Below are 16,966 nucleotides of genomic sequence, written 5' to 3' on the forward strand. Positions count from 1 at the left end.
AAAGGCCGCTGACCTGGGCTTCTACGCCGCCCGGCAGCTACGGGCCGGACCCGTGAAATGCCACCCGCGGGCGCTCAGCCGCGGCAGCAGCGCCGCCACCGCCTCGACGGTCTGCGAACGGTCGCCCCCGCCGTCGTGCAGCAGCACCACCGCGCCCGGCGTCAGCCGCGTCTCGACCCGGTGCACCAGCTCCTGCGTGCCCGGCGGCTCCCAGTCCTCGGCCGCCACCCGCCAGCCCAGCGGCACCATGCCGAGCCGCCGCGCGACCGCCGGGGTACGCCCCCAGTTGCCGAACGGCGCCCGGAAGTACGGGACGGCCGCGCCCGGCACCGCGGCCCGGATCGCCGCCGAGGTCTCCTCCAGGTCGGCGCGCACGCGCTCCTCGTCCCAGTCGGTCATGTCGTCGTGGTGCATGCCGTGGTTGCCCAGCGTGTGGCCCTCGGCGACGATCGCCCGGACGATCTCCGGGTGGGCGAGCGCGTGCGCGCCCCACAGGCAGAACACCGCCGTGACCCCGTGCTCACGCAGCACGGACAGCAGACGCGGGGTGTGGACCGGGTGCGGCCCGTCGTCGAAGGTCAGGGCCAGGTACGAACCGACCTGCCGGGTGGCCTCGACGACGGACGTGCTCCGGCCCAGACGGCCGGCCGGTTCCTCTGCTGTGGTGGTCACGGCGGTGCTCCTGTCGTGCGGTACTACGGGGTGGTGCCACTGGTTCGGATGGTATGTCCCTACCCGGTCAGCTGGTGGTGCAGCTGATGGTGGGGCTGGGGGCTGTGCCGTTGCCGGTGAAGCCGTAGGTGGTGCTCGCCCCGGCGCCCAGGGCGCCGTTGTAGGAGGCGTTGGTGACGGTGACCGCGCCGCTGGTGCCGGTGCTGGTGCCGTTCCAGACCTGGGTGATGCTGCTCCCGGAGGGCAGGGTGAAGGTGGTCTTCCACCCGGCGATCGCGGCGGTTCCGGTGTTGGTCACCGTGACCTCGGACTGGAAGCCGCCCTGCCAGGAGTTCACCGTCTTGTACGTGGCCGAGCAGCCCGAGCTGTTACCCCCGGTGGAACCGGAGGTCGAACCGGCGGTGGTCCCGGTGGACGTACCGGTCGAGGTCCCGGTGGACGTACCCGTGCTCGTACCGGACGACGTACCCGACGAGGTCCCGGTCGACGTACCCGTGGACGTACCCGACGACGTACCGCCCGTCGTGCTGCCCGAGCCGTCCAGGCCGAAGAAGGCGATGGCCTTCGCCGCCATGCCGTTCGTCGGCAGGGAGTGGCCGACGCCCGCGATGCTGAAGGCCTCGACCGGGGCCTGGGAGGTGTTCGCGCCGTAGCGGGTGTGGGTCCAGCCGGACTGCGGGGTGTCGGTGACGACCGGGGTCTGGCTGACGCCCAGCACGTTCGTCCACTGCTTGATCTCTTCGCCGAAGTTGTTGTAGTTCAGCGTCGTGTCGGCGGTGCCGTGCCACAGCTGCACGCGCGGGCGGGGGCCGCTGTAGCCGGGGTAGGCGGCGCGGACCATGTCGCCCCACTCCTGCGGGGTGTGGCTGATCTGGCCGTTGGCGCAGGCGTTGTTCCAGCCCGAGGGGTCGTTGGTGGCGAAACAGCCGAAGGGCACGCCCATGAAGGCGGCGCCGGCCTTGAAGATGTCGGGGTAGTCGCCGAGCAGGACGTCGGTCATCATCGCGCCGGACGACGCGCCGGTGACGTAGACGCGGCTGGCGTCGGCGTTGTTGTGCTGCTCGACGTAGCTCACCATCTGGGCGATGCTCGCCGGGTCGCTGGTGCCGTTGTGGGTGAGCGCGCCGGAGGAGGAGACGTCGAAGCACTGGCCGCTGATGTTGGCGTCCGGGTAGACGACGATGAAGCCGTACTGGTCGGCCAGGGCGTGGAATTCGGTCGCGGAGTAGAAGCCGGGGCCGGTGCCGGTGCAGTAGTGGACCGCCACCAGGACGGGCGGGTTGGCCTGCACGGAGGTGGGCACGTACTCGTACATCCGCAGGTTGCCGGGGTTGCTGCCGAAGTTGGTGACCTCGGTGAGCGAGGCGGCGCTCGCGCTCTGCGACGTGACGGTGACGGTGGCCGTGATCGCGGCGACGGCGGCGCCCAGGGCGACGAGGAGCGTCCGCAGCCGGGTGGTGGTGCGTTTCGGGTCGTTCGGCCCGCGTGTGGGGGGCATGGCCTGCTGTCCTTCCGATGAATCCGGATGTGCCGCCCTCGTGGAGGCTCCCTCTCCGCAGGGGGCGGTGGCACGGGTGGGACCCGTGTGACACATTGCGAAAGTTTTCGACCCTGTCGCGAATGTTTCGGGCACCATAGGCCCGAAAAGTGACCGAGTCAATACATCCGGCCACGGTCCGCCCTTCCGCCCCCGCGCCGCCGGGCACCCCTGTGTACCCCGCGCCGCACACCGGAAAACCGCCCACCACGAGGGACCTCGCGGCTCCGTGCGACGGGCCGTCAACTGCCCTTTCCCGCCCTCCGGTTGTTTCGGAAAGGAGTCGTTGACGTTTCGAACCCCAGGGTCCACACTGGCGGACGATCCACCCTCCTCCCGGCCACGCCGCATCCGCGGCACAACTCCCGTGGCTGACACCACCCTCGCGAATGGACCCCCACCCGTTCGGACGGTGCGCACCGCGCTGTCCGGACTGCCAGCTGAAGAGGAAAGAAGAGGTTGGAAGTGTTCAGTCATTCCCTCCGGGACCGCGGGCAGGTCCGCAGACGTACCGGCACCGGTGTGCGCGTCGCCGTCGCGGCGGCCACGGCCGGCGCGGTCGCCACGTTCGGCCTGATGGCGACGGCCGGCACCGCCCACGCGGCCAGCAACCTCGGCGACGCGGCGGCGGCCAGCGGCCGCTACTTCGGCACCGCGGTCTCGACGGCCCACCTCGGCGAGGCGCAGTACGCGTCCACGCTGGACGCCGAGTTCAACGCGGTGACGCCCGAGAACGAGATGAAGTGGGACACCATCGAGGCGTCCCAGAACTCGTTCAACTTCGCGCCCGGCGACCAGATCGTCGCCCACGCCCAGGCGCAGAACATGCTGATCCGCGGCCACACGCTGGTGTGGCACTCCCAGCTGCCCGGCTGGGTCTCGAACCTCAGCGCGACCGCGCTCGACGCCGCGATGAAGAACCACATCACCACGGTGATGAACCACTACAAGGGCAAGATCTACGCCTGGGACGTCGTCAACGAGGCCTTCAACGACGGCGGCGCCGGCACCCACCGCAGCTCGCCCTTCCAGGACAAGCTCGGCGACGGCTTCATCGAGGAGGCCTTCCGCACCGCGCGGGCCGCCGACCCGAACGCCAAGCTCTGCTACAACGACTACAACACCGATGGCATCAACGCGAAGAGCACCGCCATCTACAACATGGTCAAGGACTTCAAGGCGCGCGGTGTCCCGATCGACTGCGTCGGCTTCCAGGGCCACTTCAACCCGCAGTCGCCCGTCACCTCCGACATGCAGGCCAACCTCCAGCGCTTCGCCGACCTCGGCGTGGACGTCCAGCTGACCGAGGTGGACGTCGCGGGCTCCGGCACCGCGCAGGCCACCAACTTCAGCAACATCGTCAAGGCGTGCATGGGCGTGACCCGCTGCACCGGCATCACGGTGTGGGGCATCACCGACAAGTACAGCTGGCACAGCCAGGACACCCCGCTGCTCTTCGACGGCAACTACCAGAAGAAGCCCGCCTACGACGCGGTGATCGCCGCGCTCGGCGGCGGCACGGGCACGACGGGCGGTACGTCGTCGGGTACGTCCTCCGGCACGTCCACGGGTACGTCGACCGGTACGTCCACGGGCACCTCGTCCGGCACCTCGTCCGGCACCTCGTCGGGTACGAGCACGGGTACGTCCACCGGGACCTCGACCGGTACGTCCACCGGGACCACCGCCGGGTCGACCTCCGGCTCCACCGGGGGTAACAGCTCGGGCTGCTCGGCCACGTACAAGACGGTGAACTCCTGGCAGGGCGGCTTCCAGTCCGAGGTCACGGTGACCAACACCGGAACCGCCGCGATCGCCGGGTGGAAGACCACCTTCACGCTCCCGTCCGGGAGCAGCATCACCCAGGTCTGGAACGGCACCAACACCGGCACCAGCGGCGCGGTCACCGTCACCAACGCCTCCTACAACGGCGCCCTGGGCGCCGGGGCCGGCACCACCTACGGCTTCACCGGCAACGGCACAGCCCCCAGCCCCACCATCAGCTGCACCACCAGCTGACCCGCCCGCGGAGGGGTAAAGCGCCCCATCCGTGGACAGGATGAAGACAACAGGCGGCGCGGCAGCACTCCCTGACTGCCGCGCCGCCGCCGTGACCGGCTCCGGAGCCTGCCTTGTCCGGGCTCCGGGGCTACCCGGGGGCGCGCTGCGGCGCGCCCCCTCGGCATGTCCGAGGCCGACCGGTCTCCGTGGCCGGTTCCCCGTGGGCGATCCCACGTGGCCGGTCTCAGCGGGCGTCCTCCCGGCGGGTGGGCGCGAGGTGGCCGCACATGCCGAGGACGTCCTGCGGCGGGGCCGCGGCCCTGACGACCGCGGCGTCCGCGAGGTGCCCGGCGGCGCCCCGGCGCAGGGCGGCGATCTGCTCGCCCGTGCGCGCGGCGGCTGTCGCGGCCCGCTCCCGCCAGGCGGCCTCCCACGCGTCCAGCCGCGGGGCGACGAGCGCGGCCGCGGCGGCGTGGAAGGCCTCCAGCGCCTCCGGCCGCCCCGCCCCGTACTCCGCCGCGAGCTGCCGGAAGCCGCTGACGGCCAGGTCGCGGCGGGCTCGGGCGCGGGCGGTGCGCTCGGCGGGGGTGCCGTCGCCGAGGGAGGCCGCGGCGGCGTAGGCGGCGGGGCTCGCGAGGTGCTCGGGCGGGAAGGTCATGACGGCGTCCCCCGCCTCGGGCAGACCGTCGTTCTGCATGACGACCAGGACGTCCAGGCCGCCGGTGTCGACGGCCCGGTGGATGGTGCCGGGCGTGAACCACACGGTGTCGCCGGGCGCGAGCGGGGTGCGGCGCAGCCCCTCGGCGGCGGTGAGGGTGTGCAGTTCGCCGCTGCCGCCGACGACGTAGTACGCCTCGGTGCAGGTCAGATGGAGGTGCGGGGAGCCGCCGTGCAGGTCGTCGGCGGTGGCCCAGGGGTAGACGCGCAGGCGCGACAGGCCCACGCCTCCGGGTAGCAGCGGTATGTCGCGCGTCATGCGGGCATCCCTTCGACGGGCGGGCGGGTTCCCTGCGGGGCCGGTGCCCCGGATTCTCCCCTTCCGGGGTGGGGTCCGGGCGTTCGGGCCGGTCGGAGGGGGCGGGGCCGGGTCTGGTGGCGGCGCACCGCGACCGTATATCGTTCGGAAAGCTTTCCGAAAGAGCGGCCCCGGAGCGGCGGGGCGGAACCGCAGGAGGACGTGTGCCCGTCAGCAGCACCGGCGGAATCGGCAGCGCGGACGACGGCGAGGGCGTCCGCGCGGACGGCCGCGCCCCCGGCAGCCGGGACGCAGCCGGGGGCGGCGAAGGTCCGGCCCCGGAAGGCCCCGGCACCGTCCCGGCCGCCCCCGGCCGACCCGTACGCGTCGCGATCGTCGGCACCGGCGGTATCGCCGGGATCCATGCGCAGAGCCTGGCCGCGCTCGGCGGGCGGGCCGAGATCGTCGCCGCCGCGGACGTCGATCACGCGCGGCTGGACGCCTTCTGCGACCGCTGGCAGGTGCCCGGCCGCTTCACCGGCCTGGACGCGCTGCTCGCGGAGTCCCGCCCCGATCTGGTGCACCTGTGCACGCCGCCCGGCCTGCACAAGGAGCAGGCGCTCGCGTGCCTGGCCGCCGGGGTGCCGGTGCTGTGCGAGAAGCCGCCGACGCTGAGCCTCGCCGACCTCGACGAGATCGGCGCCGCCGAGCGCGCGGGCGGCGCCTTCTTCGCGACCGTCTTCCAGCACCGTTTCGGCTCCGGCGCCGCCCGGCTGCGGGCCGCGATGGCGTCGGGGGCGCTGGGCCGTCCGCTCGTCGCCGTCTGCCACACGCTCTGGTACCGCCCGGACGCGTACTTCGCGGTGCCGTGGCGCGGGCGCTGGGAGACCGAGGGCGGCGGCCCGACGATGGGCCACGGCATCCACCAGTTCGACCTGCTGCTCGCGGTGCTGGGCGAGTGGCGCGAGATCACGGCCGTCGCGGCGCGGCTCGCGCGACCCACCGCCGCCGAGGACGTCTCGTGCGCGATCGCCACCTTCGACGGCGGGGCCGTCGCGACCGTCGTCAACTCCCTGCTCTCACCGCGCGAGACCAGCTACCTGCGCTTCGACTTCGAGCACGCCACGGTCGAGCTGGAGCACCTGTACGGCTACGGCGACGCGGACTGGCGGGTGCACCCCGCGCCCGGACACGAGGACGCGGTGGCCGCGGCGTGGGAGGCGGGCCCGAGCGGGCGGCCGTCCGGGCACTCCGCGCAGTTCGCGGCGGTGCTGGACGCGGTGGCGGCGGGGGCCGCGCCGCCCGTGACGCTCGCCGAGGCGCGCCGCACGCTGGAGTTCGTCGCCGCCACGTACGCCTCGGCCTTCGAGGGCAGGCCCGTCGCCCGCGGCACGATCGGGCCCGCCGACCCGTACCACCGCCGTATGCAGGGCCCCGGCGCCCCCTGGCCCCCCGAGGCCGCAGCCTCCGCCGTCCCCGCCGTGTCCGCGAGCCCCGAGGAGCCGTCCCGGTGACCGACGTCCGTACGCCAGAACCGCCCGCCGGACCGGCGGAAGGCACCGAACCCGTGCCCGGCGGGCTCGGGCTCACGCACGAGGTCGGCACGTCCCTCGGGCTCACCTACCGGGGCCGCCCGCTGGCCCGCTACGTCTACCGGCCGTGGGACGCCCGACTGGAGTCGCCGCGGCCGTACTTCCACCCCCTCCGCACCCTCGGCGGGGACGCCGTCAGCATCTACCGGCCGCACGACCACATCTGGCACAAGGGCCTCGCGCTCTCCCTCCCCAACGTGGACGACGACAACTTCTGGGGCGGGGTGACGTACCGCCGCGGCACCGGCTACCGGCAGTACGACAACAACGGCTCCATGGACCACGTCGGCTTCCCTGAGCTGGACCTCGGCGGCGACGGGCGGCTGCGCGTCACCGAGACGCTGCACTGGCACGCCGCGAGCGGTGAGCGCCGCTTCACCGAGGAGCGGCGGCTCGTCGCGGCCCTGCTGCCCGGCGAGGACGCCTGGGCGCTGCTCTTCCGTACCGCGCTCACCAATGTGCGCGGCACCCGTACCGTCATCGGCAGCCCCACCACCGAGGGCCGTCCCGACGCCGGTTACGGCGGCCTGTTCTGGCGCGGGCCGCGCGACTTCACCGGCGGCACCGTGCACACCCCCGGCCGCAGCGGCGGCGACGAGCTGATGGGCGTACGCGCCCCCTGGCTCGGCTTCACCGGTACGCACGACGGCCACGGCCGCTCCTCCACGCTCGCCTTCGTGGACGCCCCGGACAACGAACCGGGCGGCGCGGACGTGCGGTGGTTCGTGCGCTCCACGCCCTTCGCGGCGGTCTGCCCGGCGCCCTTCTTCGACCGCGAGGTCACCGTCGAGGACGGGGAGACGCTGGTCAGGTCCTATGCCGTGGCCGTCGCGGACGGCGACCGCGGCCCCGCCGGGACCCGGGCCCTGGCGCTCGCGGGCGCGGCCCTGCTGGCGGAAGAGCACAGGGACGTTCCGTAGCATGGGTAGGTGACAGGTCAGACCCCGCGCACCCGGCGGAAAGCGGGCGCAGCCAGCGAGCCGAGGCCGGGCGACGGGCCGTCGCCGACCGGCGGACCGGCCGCGACCGGTGGATCGGCCGCGACCGGTGGATCGGCCGCGACCGGCGGACCCGCGTCGGCCGAGGCGCCCGCGTCGGCCGTTGGACCCGTGTCGGCCGGTGGGCCCGTGTCGGCCGGTGGCCAGGCGGCGGGCGGCGGATCGGCCGGCAGGGCGAGGACGTCCGGTGCGTCGACGGTCCGCGGGTCGAGGACGGCCGGTGGGCCGAAGTCGGCCGGTGGGGCGCGAACCGGCGGGGGTTCCGGGGCCGCCGGGGGTTCCGGGGCCGCCGGAGCGGCCGGGCCCGCCGTGCCCGCGACGCTCGCGGAGATCGCCCGCCAGGCGGGCGTGTCCGCGCCGACCGTCTCGAAGGTCCTCAACGGCCGCGCCCACGTCGCCCCGGCGACCCGCGACAAGGTCGAGGCGCTGCTGCGCGACCACGGCTACCGGCGCAAGCGCGGCGCCGCGCGCCCGCGCCCGTCCGGCCTGCTGGAGATCGTCTTCCACGAGCTGATCAGCATGTGGGCGACCGAGATCATCCGCGGCGCGGAGAACGTCGCGCGGCAGGAGGGCCTCACGGTCGTGCTGTCGGAGTCCTCGGGCCGCGAGGAGATGGGCCTGTCGTGGGTGGACGGCGTCCTCACCCGGGACCCGGCGGGCGTCATCCTCGTCATGTCCGATCTCACCGCCGAGCAGCGGGAGTTGCTGGTCAGCCGGGACGTGCCCTTCGTCGTCATGGACCCGGCCGGGTACCCCGCCGACGACGTCCCCTCCATCGGCACCACCAACTGGCAGGGCGGCTACACCGCGACCCGCCACCTGCTCGACCTCGGCCACCGCCGTATCGGCGTCATCGGCGGCCCGGAGAGCGTGCTGTGCGGCCGCGCCCGGATCGACGGCTACCGCGCGGCGCTGGAGACCGGGGGTGTCGCGTGCGACGACAGCCTCGTCCGGCACGGCACCTTCCAGACCGAGGCCGGTCACCGTATCGCCCGCGAGCTGCTGTCCGCCCCGGCCGGTGACCGCCCCACCGCGCTCTTCGCGGGCAACGACGTGACGGCGATGGGCATTTACCAGGCCGCCCGCGAACTCGGCCTGCGCATCCCGGAGGACGTGAGTGTCGTCGGCTTCGACGATCTGCCGGTGTCGGCGTGGATGGGCCCGCCGCTGACGACCGTCCGCCAGCCGCTGGTGGACATGGCGGAGGCCGCGGCGCGCCTGGTGCTCGACCTCGGGCGCGGTGTGCAGCCCGGCATGCGCCGGGTGGAGCTGGCGACGAGCCTGGTGGTGCGGGGGAGCACGGCGGAGCCGCCGGAGCTGTGAGCGGGCGGGTGAGCCGCACGGCCGGGGTGTGGACGGGCCCGGCCGTACGACTCCGTCAGGCGGCCGTCCCGCGTCAGTCCAGTTCGACCGGCGGGGAGGGCGGGACGTAGTCGGACGTGGACGGGACGTAGCCCATGCAGTACCCGTTGCCGCCGTAGTAGCGGTCGCCCCAGTCGAGGAGCGCGTAGCCGGTTGCCTTGCCGACGACGCCGTCCACCGGCAACCACACGAAGCCCTGGAACCAGCGGATCTCGTTGTAGGTGGCGGGCCCGAACACCCCGTCCTCGGTGATGGTCGGGCCGCCGTACGTCTTGGCAACGTCGTTCGCCAGGTGCTGCACGCACCAGACGGCGTGAGTGTTGTTCGTGTAGCCGTACCCGACGTAGGGCGAGCTGGTGCTTGCCTGGGCCGTGCCCATGCCGACGGCCAGTGCCAGGCCCGCGGCCGTCGCGGCCACCGCGGCGCGGCCCAGGATCTTGCTGAACACGTACGTGTCCCCCTTAGCGCTGCTGCTGCCCGGCGACCGCCGGGCAGCAGCAGCGAACCAGGGCCGTCCAACGACCGGCCAACATCACGCCAACATCCCCCAGGCGCGTCGCCCGAACGCGACCGCATACCCGGGTGCCCTCAACTCCGGGTCGCGACGGCCGTATTGCGGCCGCGAGCGTCCGCTCACGCGAAACCTGGCCGTCATCGAACCGGGTTACGATCCGCTCACCCTCCCACCCGGCTCCACCCCCGCCGCCGACTCGTCGGCCCCCACCGTGAGGAGCGCGCCATCGCACTTCGGATCTGGCTCAGCAGCGCAGGCGTGGCCTCCACCCAGGTGATGCGGATGCTGCGGGACAACCCGGACGGGGTCGCCGTCCGCATCCACGGCACCAACGTCGATCCGGACGCCCCCGCGCTCGCCGCGTGCGACGTGTCCGAGGTGGAGCCGCGCCACGTCGGCGACGCCGAATACGCCGAGTTCGCCCTCGACTTCTGCCGCCGGCACGCGATCGACGTGCTCATACCGCCGCGCCGGCTCGCCGCGCTCGCGGGCCGCGCCGACGACTTCGCCGCGCTCGGCACCCGGCTGATGTGCTCGCCGCCCGACGCGGTGACCGCGCTGACGAGCAAGACCCGTACGTACGAGGCCGCGCGGGCCGCCGGGGTGCCGGTGCCGCCGTGGCGGGCGGTGCGCGACGCCGCCGGATTCCGCGCCGCCGTCGAGGAGTTGACGGCCGACGGGGAACGGGTGTGCTTCAAGCCCTCCGGGGAGTTCTCGGCGTTCGGCTTCCGGGTGCTGGACGACCGCCCGCTGCGGATCCGCGACCTGCTCGCGCCGCCCGTGCCGGTGGTGTCGGTACGGGCCGTCGCCGAGGCGCTGGAGCGGGCGGCCGAGGCGGGCGAGAGCGTGCCGGAGTTCCTCGTCATGCCCTACCTGGACGGCCCGGAGGTGAGCGTGGACTGCCTGTCCGCGCCCGGCGGGGTGCCGCTCGCCGCCGTCCCCCGCACCAAGCAGGGGCGTTACCGGCTGCTGCTCGACGACCCCGAGGCGATCGGCATCGCGCGGGCCGTCGTCGAGCACTTCGGCCTCGCCTACCTGTCCAACGTCCAGCTCCGGCACCGCGCCGGGCGCCCGGTGCTGCTGGAGGCCAACCCGCGGCCCTCCGCCGGGGTCTTCCAGACCGCCTTCACCGGCCTCAACCTCCCCTGGGCGGCGGTGCGTCTGCTCGTCCGGGGGGAGCCCGGTGTGCTGCCCGAGCCGCGGCTCGGCGGGCGCGTCGCCGTCACGGAGTCCGCGGTGCAGGTCGGCCCGCAGGCCCCGGCTCAGGCCCCGGCTCAGGCCCCGGTCCCGGCGCTGACCGGGCTGGACGGCGGACTGGACGGCGGCCGGGTCGCGGGCGGTGCGGGGCCGGCGCGGGTGCCCGCGCAGGCGGCGGTGGCCTTCCACGAGGAGGCGGCCGCTCCGGCGACCGGGTGATCCTGCGCACGTCGGGAAGATCGCGTCGCATCACGGGAGTTGACCGGGTCGAGGGCGGCGCGACGATCTCGCGGACCGCCCCCTGACGGACGACGACCGGAGGACGGACGCGATGACCAGAACGGTGCTCTTCCACGAATACGGCGGCCCCGAGGTACTGCGGGTCGAGGACGCCGACCCGGGCGAGCCCGGCCCCGGCGAGGTGCTGGTGCGCGTCGACGCGATCGGCCTCAACCGCGCGGAGGCGCTCTTCCGCGCGGGCCACTACATCGAGCCCGTGCGGAAGTTCCCCGCCGGGCTCGGCGCGGAGGCGGCGGGCGTCGTCGAGCGCGTCGGACCGGGCGTCACCGGCCTCACCGCCGGGCAGCCCGTCAGCGTCATCCCGGCGTTCTCGCAGAACGACCACGCCGTCTACGCCGAGCGCGCCGTCGTCCCCGCCGCGGCCGTCCTCCCCCGCCCCGAGGGCCTCGGCGCGGTCGAGGGCGCCGCGGTGTGGATGCCGTACCTCACCGCGTACGGCGCGATGGTGCAGGTCGGCGGGCTGCAGCCGGGCGACACCGTGCTCGTCAACGCCGCCTCCAGCAGCGTGGGCCTGGCCGCCCTGCACGTCGCCGAACGCATCGGCGCCCGCGCCATCGCCCTGACCCGCGGCCCGGCGAAGAAGGAGGCGCTGCTGCGCGAGGGCGCCGCCGAGGTCGTCGTCACCTCCACCGACGACGTCCCCGAAGCGGTCCGCGAGGCCACCGGCGGCCGCGGCGTCGAACTCGTCCTCGACGCGGTGGCCGGCCCCGGCGTCCGCGAACTCCTCGGCCTCGTCGCCCCCGACGGCACCCACATCGTCTACGGCGGCCTCAGCGGCGAACCGACCCCGTACCCCGGGCTCGAACTCGGCATGCCCCCGGTCGCGTTGCGCACCTTCCTCGTCTTCGAGACCACCCACCGCCCCGAACGCCTGCGCCGCGCGGCCGCGTTCATCGGCGCGGGCCTGCGCGCGGGCGCCTTCCGCGCGGTCGTCGACCGCACCTTCGAACTCGCCGACGTCGTCGAGGCCCACCGCTACCTCGACGCGGACGACCGGGTCGGCAAGACGGTGCTGACCGTCGAGCACGTCGAGCACGTCAAGCACTGAGACCGGTCAGAACGGGGGCGTCCCGGCGAGGGCGGCCGTCACGGCGTAACCGGCGAGGGCCGGGACCGCCGGCGAGGCCAGCATCAGCAACAGCCCGCAGAAGCTGTCGAGCCAGGCGCGGGGGCGGGACCGCCGGGAGCGGCCGAGCGCCGCCCCGGCGTGCCCCGTCACCTCCACGCCGGGATCCGCCTCCAGCGCCCGGCGCAGCGCCGCCACCACGTCCTGCCCGTCCGCGAGGGACAGCCGCACACCGTTGCGGTCGAGCAGCCGCAGCCGGTCGATGCGGACCCCGCGCCCGTACGTCTCGAAGCGGCGTACGCGGACCAGCGCGCCGAGGTCCAGCGTGCGCGTGCCGGTGAGCGTCATCGCCGAGAGCAGGGACCGGCCGTCCCGCACATCGACGGTCACCCGCTCGGCGTCCCCCACGTACATCTCGACGACCAGCTGCCCCGCGAACATCGCGGCGAGCGTACAGAGGCCGGTGAACGCCGCGGTGAGGACCTGCGCGCGGACGAGACCCGCGACGGGCAGGGCCACCGCCGCCCACACCGCGCCCACCACCCGCATCCCGCGCGCCGCCGGGACTCCGCGGCCGGCACCGGCTCCAGCAGGGGCCGCGGCCGCCGTCGCGCCGCGGAGGTCAGCCGGCGGCGTTCACGGGCCAGCCCCCGCTTGACCTCCCGCCAGGCGCGGGCCTGTTCGTCCACGCCCGCAGCATAGGGCTGCCGCACGGGCGGAGGACACGGGTCCGGCGCCCGCTGCCGGCGCCTCCGGAGAGCCTCCGGACGGCCTTCGGACGGCTTCCGGACAGCCTCTGGACAGGACGTCCGCGGGGGCGCACGCTTCTCGGCCATGAGCACCGACGCCGTGACCCTCGCCGTGCACGACGCGGCCGACCGTACCGCCGAGCTGCTGCGGGGCGCGGCCGGGCCCGGCGCCGGGGTGCGCATACCCCGCTCGGCGTGGACGGTCGCGGAGGCCGCGGCCCACCTCGTTCTCGCCAACCGGCTGATGGCCGGGCTCGCGGCCGGGGAGCAGCACGGGACGTACGGGGACGGCACCCCCGGCGGGCTCGCCGCCGCCAACGCGGACGCCCTCGCGGCCTACGCGGAGCGGGACCCGGCCGTTCTCGCCGAGGCGATGAGCGCCTCGGCCCGCGCCTTCACGGCCGCGGCCGCGTCCCGCCCCCCGTCCACCCCGGCGGACACCCCCATGGGCCCGATGGACCTGGCGACCTTCGGCTCCTACCTGCTCACGCACATCCTCGGCCACGGCTACGACATCGCGGTGGCCCTGCGCCGCCCCCACATGCTCACCCCCGCGAACGCGGCCCTGACCGTCCCCTTCCTCCGTACGGCCATGCCCCGCGTCGTCGACCCGCGCAACGCCGCCGCCCACACCGCCTGTTACCGCCTCCGGCTGCGCGGCACCGCCGTCCCGCCCTTCGCGGTGACCTTCACCTCCGGCGCGGTGGAGGTGAGCGACGAACCGCCGCGCCGCCCCGACTGCACGATCGCCCTGGAACCGGTGAGCTTCCTCCTCATGGCCCTGGGCCGCCGCACCCCCTGGTCCGCCGCCACCCGCGGCGCCGTCCTCCCCTCCGGCCCCCGCCCCTGGCTGGCCCCACGCTTCCCGGGGCTGTTCAGGGCGCCGTGACGCTCCTCACGGCCCCTCGGGCGAGACAAAGCACAGCGCGTTCACCGGACCGCTCGCGAACTCGTGCACCACGGAGCCGAGTTCGGTCCAGCCCAGGTGCCGGTAGAGCCGGATCGCCGCGGCGTCCTTGCTCAGGACGTCGAGGACGAGCCGCATCCCGCGGGCCCGCGCGTCCGCCGTGGCCGCCGCCACCAACGCGGCCCCGGCCGCGTGCCCCCGGCCTTCGGGGACGACGAAGAGCCGTGCCAGGACGTCGACTTCGCCGGGGTCGGCCCCGCTCTGCTCCACCCACATGCGCACGGCGACCTCGTGCGTGCCACCCCGGGTGACGGCCACATGCCCGACCACCCGCCCCTCCAGCTCCGCCACCCACGCCCCCACCATCCCCGGCGGGCTGAGCCACCCCACGGGGTCGCCCACCTTCTCCATCGGATAGCCGTCCGTCACGTGCACGACGCCGAGCCCCTCGGCCGCCGCGGCGAGATCGCTGTCCCGCCGCCCGCGTACGAGGACGCCGGGGGCGGTGGTGTGCTGGTTCACGTGGTCTCCTCGGGGTTGTGCGACGGCTCTTCGACGGGGCCGGGTCAGGCGAACTCGTACTCCAGCTCGTAGAGGTGGCCCGCCTTGACCAGGATGCCCTCTCCGGCAGCGGCGACATCGCGCTGCCATGTGGGGGCTTCCCCACCCCGCCGACAACGCGGCCCGGTCGTGTCCGAGTCGGCACCGGAGTCCGCATCGAAGCCCAGGTCCTGCACTACGTTGCGGCCATGACTACCGGGACGGCCTCGCGCCGCGCACGGATCGCTGACCCGGTGCTCCGCTGAGCGCCGACGGCAGGGCCGACGCGGTCGCCGCCTTCCCCGAGGAGGGGGACCAGCACCCGGGAGTGCTGATGCACGCCGACGGGTTCGGGATCCGGCCCGTGACAAGGGAGATGGCCCCGAGCCGGCCGGGCACGGCTACTACGTGTTCGTGCCCGACGTCTTCCACCGGGACGGCCCGGACCTCGGCCTCCTCGCCGACGGGCCCGGCCTCTTCGCCGGACTCACCGCCGAGACGCATCTCGGCCACGCCGAGGGCGACGTGACGCCCGAGGCCCTCGCCGGCCTCGACAGCGCCCTGGACGCCGCGGGCGTCCGCCACACCTCCGAGATCACCCCTGCTGGGCCGAGCCCTGAACGGCGGCTGAGGCTGCGGCTCGCAGCGGAGGCCGGGGAGGGCCGCCGCCCGCCCCCCGGGCGGCCGCGGTGGGCCAGGGCGTTGTCAGTGCCCGGCCCTAGCATGCGGACACCTTTTCGAAAGCAGGGGATCATGGGCTTTTGGGGCCACTTCATCGTCGCACGCAGCGAGCGACCGCTCCTGGAAGCACCGGTGTTCGACGGGCTCGGCCGGGACGGGAGGGCCGCAGCGCACACCCTGTGGCCACGGCCCGGGGGCTGGCAGACGCTTCAGCTGGATCTGGACAGCTGGAACGTGAGCCGGCTGCCCGCTCTCGTGGCATCCACGGGTGCACCGGCATGCACCGCGTGGTTCTACGACAGCGACATGGCTCACCTGACCGGCCTCGGAACGGACGGCCGGCAGTGGGAAGCCTGGCTCCACCCGGACGTGGCCGCCCAGCTCAGGGTCGAGGATCCCGAGGACATGGACGACAGCAGCGTGTGGTGGAGCAGCCCCGAGTTCGCGGAAGCGGCACGCCTCATACGCGCGGAACTCGATGCGGAGGTGCCGGACGTCGCGGCGAACGCCATCGCCTGGGCCGCGTCCGCGGGCGTCGGGGTGGCGGACCGCGCGCGTATCGAAGAGGTACTGCGCTCGGAGGAAGGCTTGGCGGAGGACGTCTTCTTCGACCTCCTGGACGCGCTGGGATTTCCCGCTGCCGTGGAGCCCTCACCCGAGCGCTGATGCCGGGGCTGCTCCGCGGCCTCCGCCGCCGGGCCCGTTCCGGTGGTCAGACCGTGAGCACGATCTTCCCCGTCACCCGCCCCGACTCGCTCAGTTCGTGTGCCTTCGCCGCCTCCTCCAGGGGGAGGACGTGGTCCACGGTCACGTGGAGGGCGTCGCGTGCGATCAGGGTGGCGATCTCCTCCAGGTCGGGGGCGGACGGGGTGAAGCCGAATTCGGTGAAGCGGAGGCCGAGTTCGGCGGCCTGGGCGCGGACGGCGGTGCGGTCGGGGCCGGTGCCGCGGACGTCGACGAGGTGGCCGCCGGGGGCGAGGGTGGGGAGGGAGCGGGGGCCGTAGGTGTCGCTGATCGGGTCGAGGACGATGTCGATGTCGTGGACGGCCGCGGCGAAGTCGGTCGTCGTGTAGTCGACGAGTTCGTCGGCGCCGAGGTCGCGGAGGAAGGCGTGCTTGGCGGCGCGCGCGGTGCCGATGACGTACGCGCCGCGGGACTTGGCGATCTGGACGGCGAGGTGGCCGATGCCGCCCGCCGCGGCGTGGACGAGGACGCGGTGGCCCGCGGTGACGCCGGCGGTGTGGACGAGGGACTGCCAGGCGGTGAGGGCGGTGACGGGCAGGGCGGCGGCGTGGACGGGGTCGAGGGACGGGGGGCGCAGGGCGATCGCGTCCGCGGACACCGCGGTGTACTCCGCGTAGGCGCCGCCCGGCGGGAAGGCGCAGCCGTACACCTCGTCGCCGGGGCGGACCCGGGTGACGCCGGGGCCGACCGCCTCGACGACGCCGGACACGTCGAGGCCGAGGGTGAAGGGCGGTTCGCCGAGGCGGCGGATGGCGCCGGAGCGGATCTTCCAGTCGGCCGGGTTGACCCCGGCGGCCTGGACGCGCACGAGCGCCTGGCCCGGTCCGGGGACGGGGCGGGGGAGTTCGACGACCTCCAGGACGTCGGGACCGCCGTAGCGGCGCTGGCCGACCGCACGCATCTGAGGGCTCATCTGGACGTTCTCCCGGGCTCGTCGAGGGGTGGTGGTCACATCCAACGACGCGCCGGTACCTCTTGTGAAGAAGGCACCTGATTGATATCCAGGTACCTTATGGAAACCATGTCGGGGCGGATCACGCCGGAAGAACTCGACGCCACCTACCGGCGCGACTGCCCCTCGCGCACCGTCGTCGAGGCCCTCGCCAACAAGTGGGTGCTGTACGTCCTCGCGGCCCTGCGCCGCTACGACC

At 74.2% G+C, this 16,966-nt stretch carries 15 protein-coding genes and 1 pseudogene; 8 read left to right on the top strand and 8 right to left on the bottom strand.

Annotated features, from left to right (window positions below; all coding sequences use genetic code 11):
* Positions 1-21 precede the first annotated feature (21 nt).
* Both ACWERV_RS03200 and ACWERV_RS03205 read right to left on the bottom strand, forming a co-directional pair.
* Positions 22-672, bottom strand: a complete 651-nt coding sequence (locus ACWERV_RS03200; protein ID WP_398174558.1) for a polysaccharide deacetylase family protein — start codon at positions 670-672, stop codon at positions 22-24.
* Between the two features lie 67 nt (positions 673-739).
* On the bottom strand, positions 740-2,170 hold the full coding sequence (locus tag ACWERV_RS03205; protein WP_452928022.1) for an extracellular catalytic domain type 1 short-chain-length polyhydroxyalkanoate depolymerase: 1,431 nt from the start codon (positions 2,168-2,170) through the stop codon (positions 740-742).
* A gap of 615 nt (positions 2,171-2,785) precedes the next feature.
* Here ACWERV_RS03205 and ACWERV_RS03210 point away from each other — a divergent pair.
* The gene (locus ACWERV_RS03210; protein WP_452928081.1) at positions 2,786-4,228 is read left to right on the top strand and encodes an endo-1,4-beta-xylanase; all 1,443 of its coding nucleotides are present in this window, start codon (positions 2,786-2,788) and stop codon (positions 4,226-4,228) included.
* Between the two features lie 226 nt (positions 4,229-4,454).
* Here the strand turns inward: ACWERV_RS03210 and ACWERV_RS03215 are convergent, their stop codons facing one another.
* Positions 4,455-5,186, bottom strand: coding sequence for a cupin domain-containing protein (locus tag ACWERV_RS03215; protein WP_452928025.1), 732 nt, complete (start codon positions 5,184-5,186; stop codon positions 4,455-4,457).
* A 203-nt stretch (positions 5,187-5,389) separates the two neighbouring features.
* Between ACWERV_RS03215 and ACWERV_RS03220 the strand changes: the two genes are divergently transcribed.
* Both ACWERV_RS03220 and ACWERV_RS03225 read left to right on the top strand, forming a co-directional pair.
* Positions 5,390-6,679, top strand: coding sequence for a Gfo/Idh/MocA family protein (locus ACWERV_RS03220; protein ID WP_452928028.1), 1,290 nt, complete (start codon positions 5,390-5,392; stop codon positions 6,677-6,679).
* Complete coding sequence (locus ACWERV_RS03225) at positions 6,676-7,677, top strand: DUF6807 domain-containing protein (protein ID WP_452928031.1); 1,002 nt, start codon at positions 6,676-6,678, stop codon at positions 7,675-7,677. Before ACWERV_RS03220 ends, ACWERV_RS03225 begins: the two co-directional genes overlap by 4 nt.
* Before the next feature lie 17 nt (positions 7,678-7,694).
* On the opposite strand, the gene ACWERV_RS03230 is transcribed toward ACWERV_RS03225, so the two are convergent.
* Positions 7,695-8,135: a hypothetical protein gene (locus ACWERV_RS03230; protein ID WP_452928035.1), complete on the bottom strand. Its 441-nt coding sequence runs from the start codon at positions 8,133-8,135 to the stop codon at positions 7,695-7,697.
* Here ACWERV_RS03230 and ACWERV_RS03235 point away from each other — a divergent pair.
* Positions 8,104-9,078 (top strand): LacI family DNA-binding transcriptional regulator, encoded by a 975-nt coding sequence (locus ACWERV_RS03235; protein WP_452928037.1) that lies wholly within the window; start codon positions 8,104-8,106, stop codon positions 9,076-9,078. The genes ACWERV_RS03230 and ACWERV_RS03235 overlap by 32 nt on opposite strands.
* A gap of 73 nt (positions 9,079-9,151) precedes the next feature.
* Here the strand turns inward: ACWERV_RS03235 and ACWERV_RS03240 are convergent, their stop codons facing one another.
* Positions 9,152-9,565 carry a peptidoglycan-binding domain-containing protein gene (locus ACWERV_RS03240; protein ID WP_452928040.1) on the bottom strand — a complete coding sequence of 138 codons (414 nt, stop codon included), beginning with the start codon at positions 9,563-9,565 and terminating at the stop codon, positions 9,152-9,154.
* Between the two features lie 165 nt (positions 9,566-9,730).
* On the opposite strand from ACWERV_RS03240, the gene ACWERV_RS03245 reads away from it, so the two are divergent.
* Both ACWERV_RS03245 and ACWERV_RS03250 read left to right on the top strand, forming a co-directional pair.
* A complete protein-coding gene (locus ACWERV_RS03245) occupies positions 9,731-11,047 on the top strand; it encodes an ATP-grasp domain-containing protein (RefSeq protein ID WP_452928043.1) in 1,317 nt (438 codons plus the stop codon).
* Between the two features lie 112 nt (positions 11,048-11,159).
* Entirely contained in the window at positions 11,160-12,176 is a 1,017-nt protein-coding gene (locus tag ACWERV_RS03250; RefSeq protein ID WP_452928045.1) for a zinc-dependent alcohol dehydrogenase family protein, read from the top strand.
* 6 nt (positions 12,177-12,182) lie between these two features.
* Here ACWERV_RS03250 and ACWERV_RS03255 read toward each other — a convergent pair whose 3' ends face one another.
* Complete coding sequence (locus ACWERV_RS03255) at positions 12,183-12,743, bottom strand: hypothetical protein (RefSeq protein WP_452928047.1); 561 nt, start codon at positions 12,741-12,743, stop codon at positions 12,183-12,185.
* A gap of 285 nt (positions 12,744-13,028) precedes the next feature.
* Here ACWERV_RS03255 and ACWERV_RS03260 point away from each other — a divergent pair, with 285 nt between their 5' ends.
* Positions 13,029-13,832, top strand: a complete 804-nt coding sequence (locus ACWERV_RS03260; protein ID WP_452928050.1) for a maleylpyruvate isomerase family mycothiol-dependent enzyme — start codon at positions 13,029-13,031, stop codon at positions 13,830-13,832.
* Between the two features lie 6 nt (positions 13,833-13,838).
* Here ACWERV_RS03260 and ACWERV_RS03265 read toward each other — a convergent pair whose 3' ends face one another.
* A complete protein-coding gene (locus ACWERV_RS03265; RefSeq protein WP_452928052.1) occupies positions 13,839-14,372 on the bottom strand; it encodes a GNAT family N-acetyltransferase in 534 nt (177 codons plus the stop codon).
* Positions 14,373-14,652: 280 nt separating this feature from the next.
* Here ACWERV_RS03265 and ACWERV_RS03270 point away from each other — a divergent pair.
* Positions 14,653-14,993, top strand: a pseudogene (locus tag ACWERV_RS03270) (dienelactone hydrolase family protein); the annotation flags it as partial.
* Between the two features lie 790 nt (positions 14,994-15,783).
* On the opposite strand, the gene ACWERV_RS03275 reads toward ACWERV_RS03270, so the two are convergent.
* Positions 15,784-16,728, bottom strand: coding sequence for an NADP-dependent oxidoreductase (locus tag ACWERV_RS03275; RefSeq protein WP_452928054.1), 945 nt, complete (start codon positions 16,726-16,728; stop codon positions 15,784-15,786).
* Between the last annotated feature and the right edge of the window lie 238 nt (positions 16,729-16,966).

Source organism: Streptomyces sp. NPDC004031, assembly GCF_053604375.1.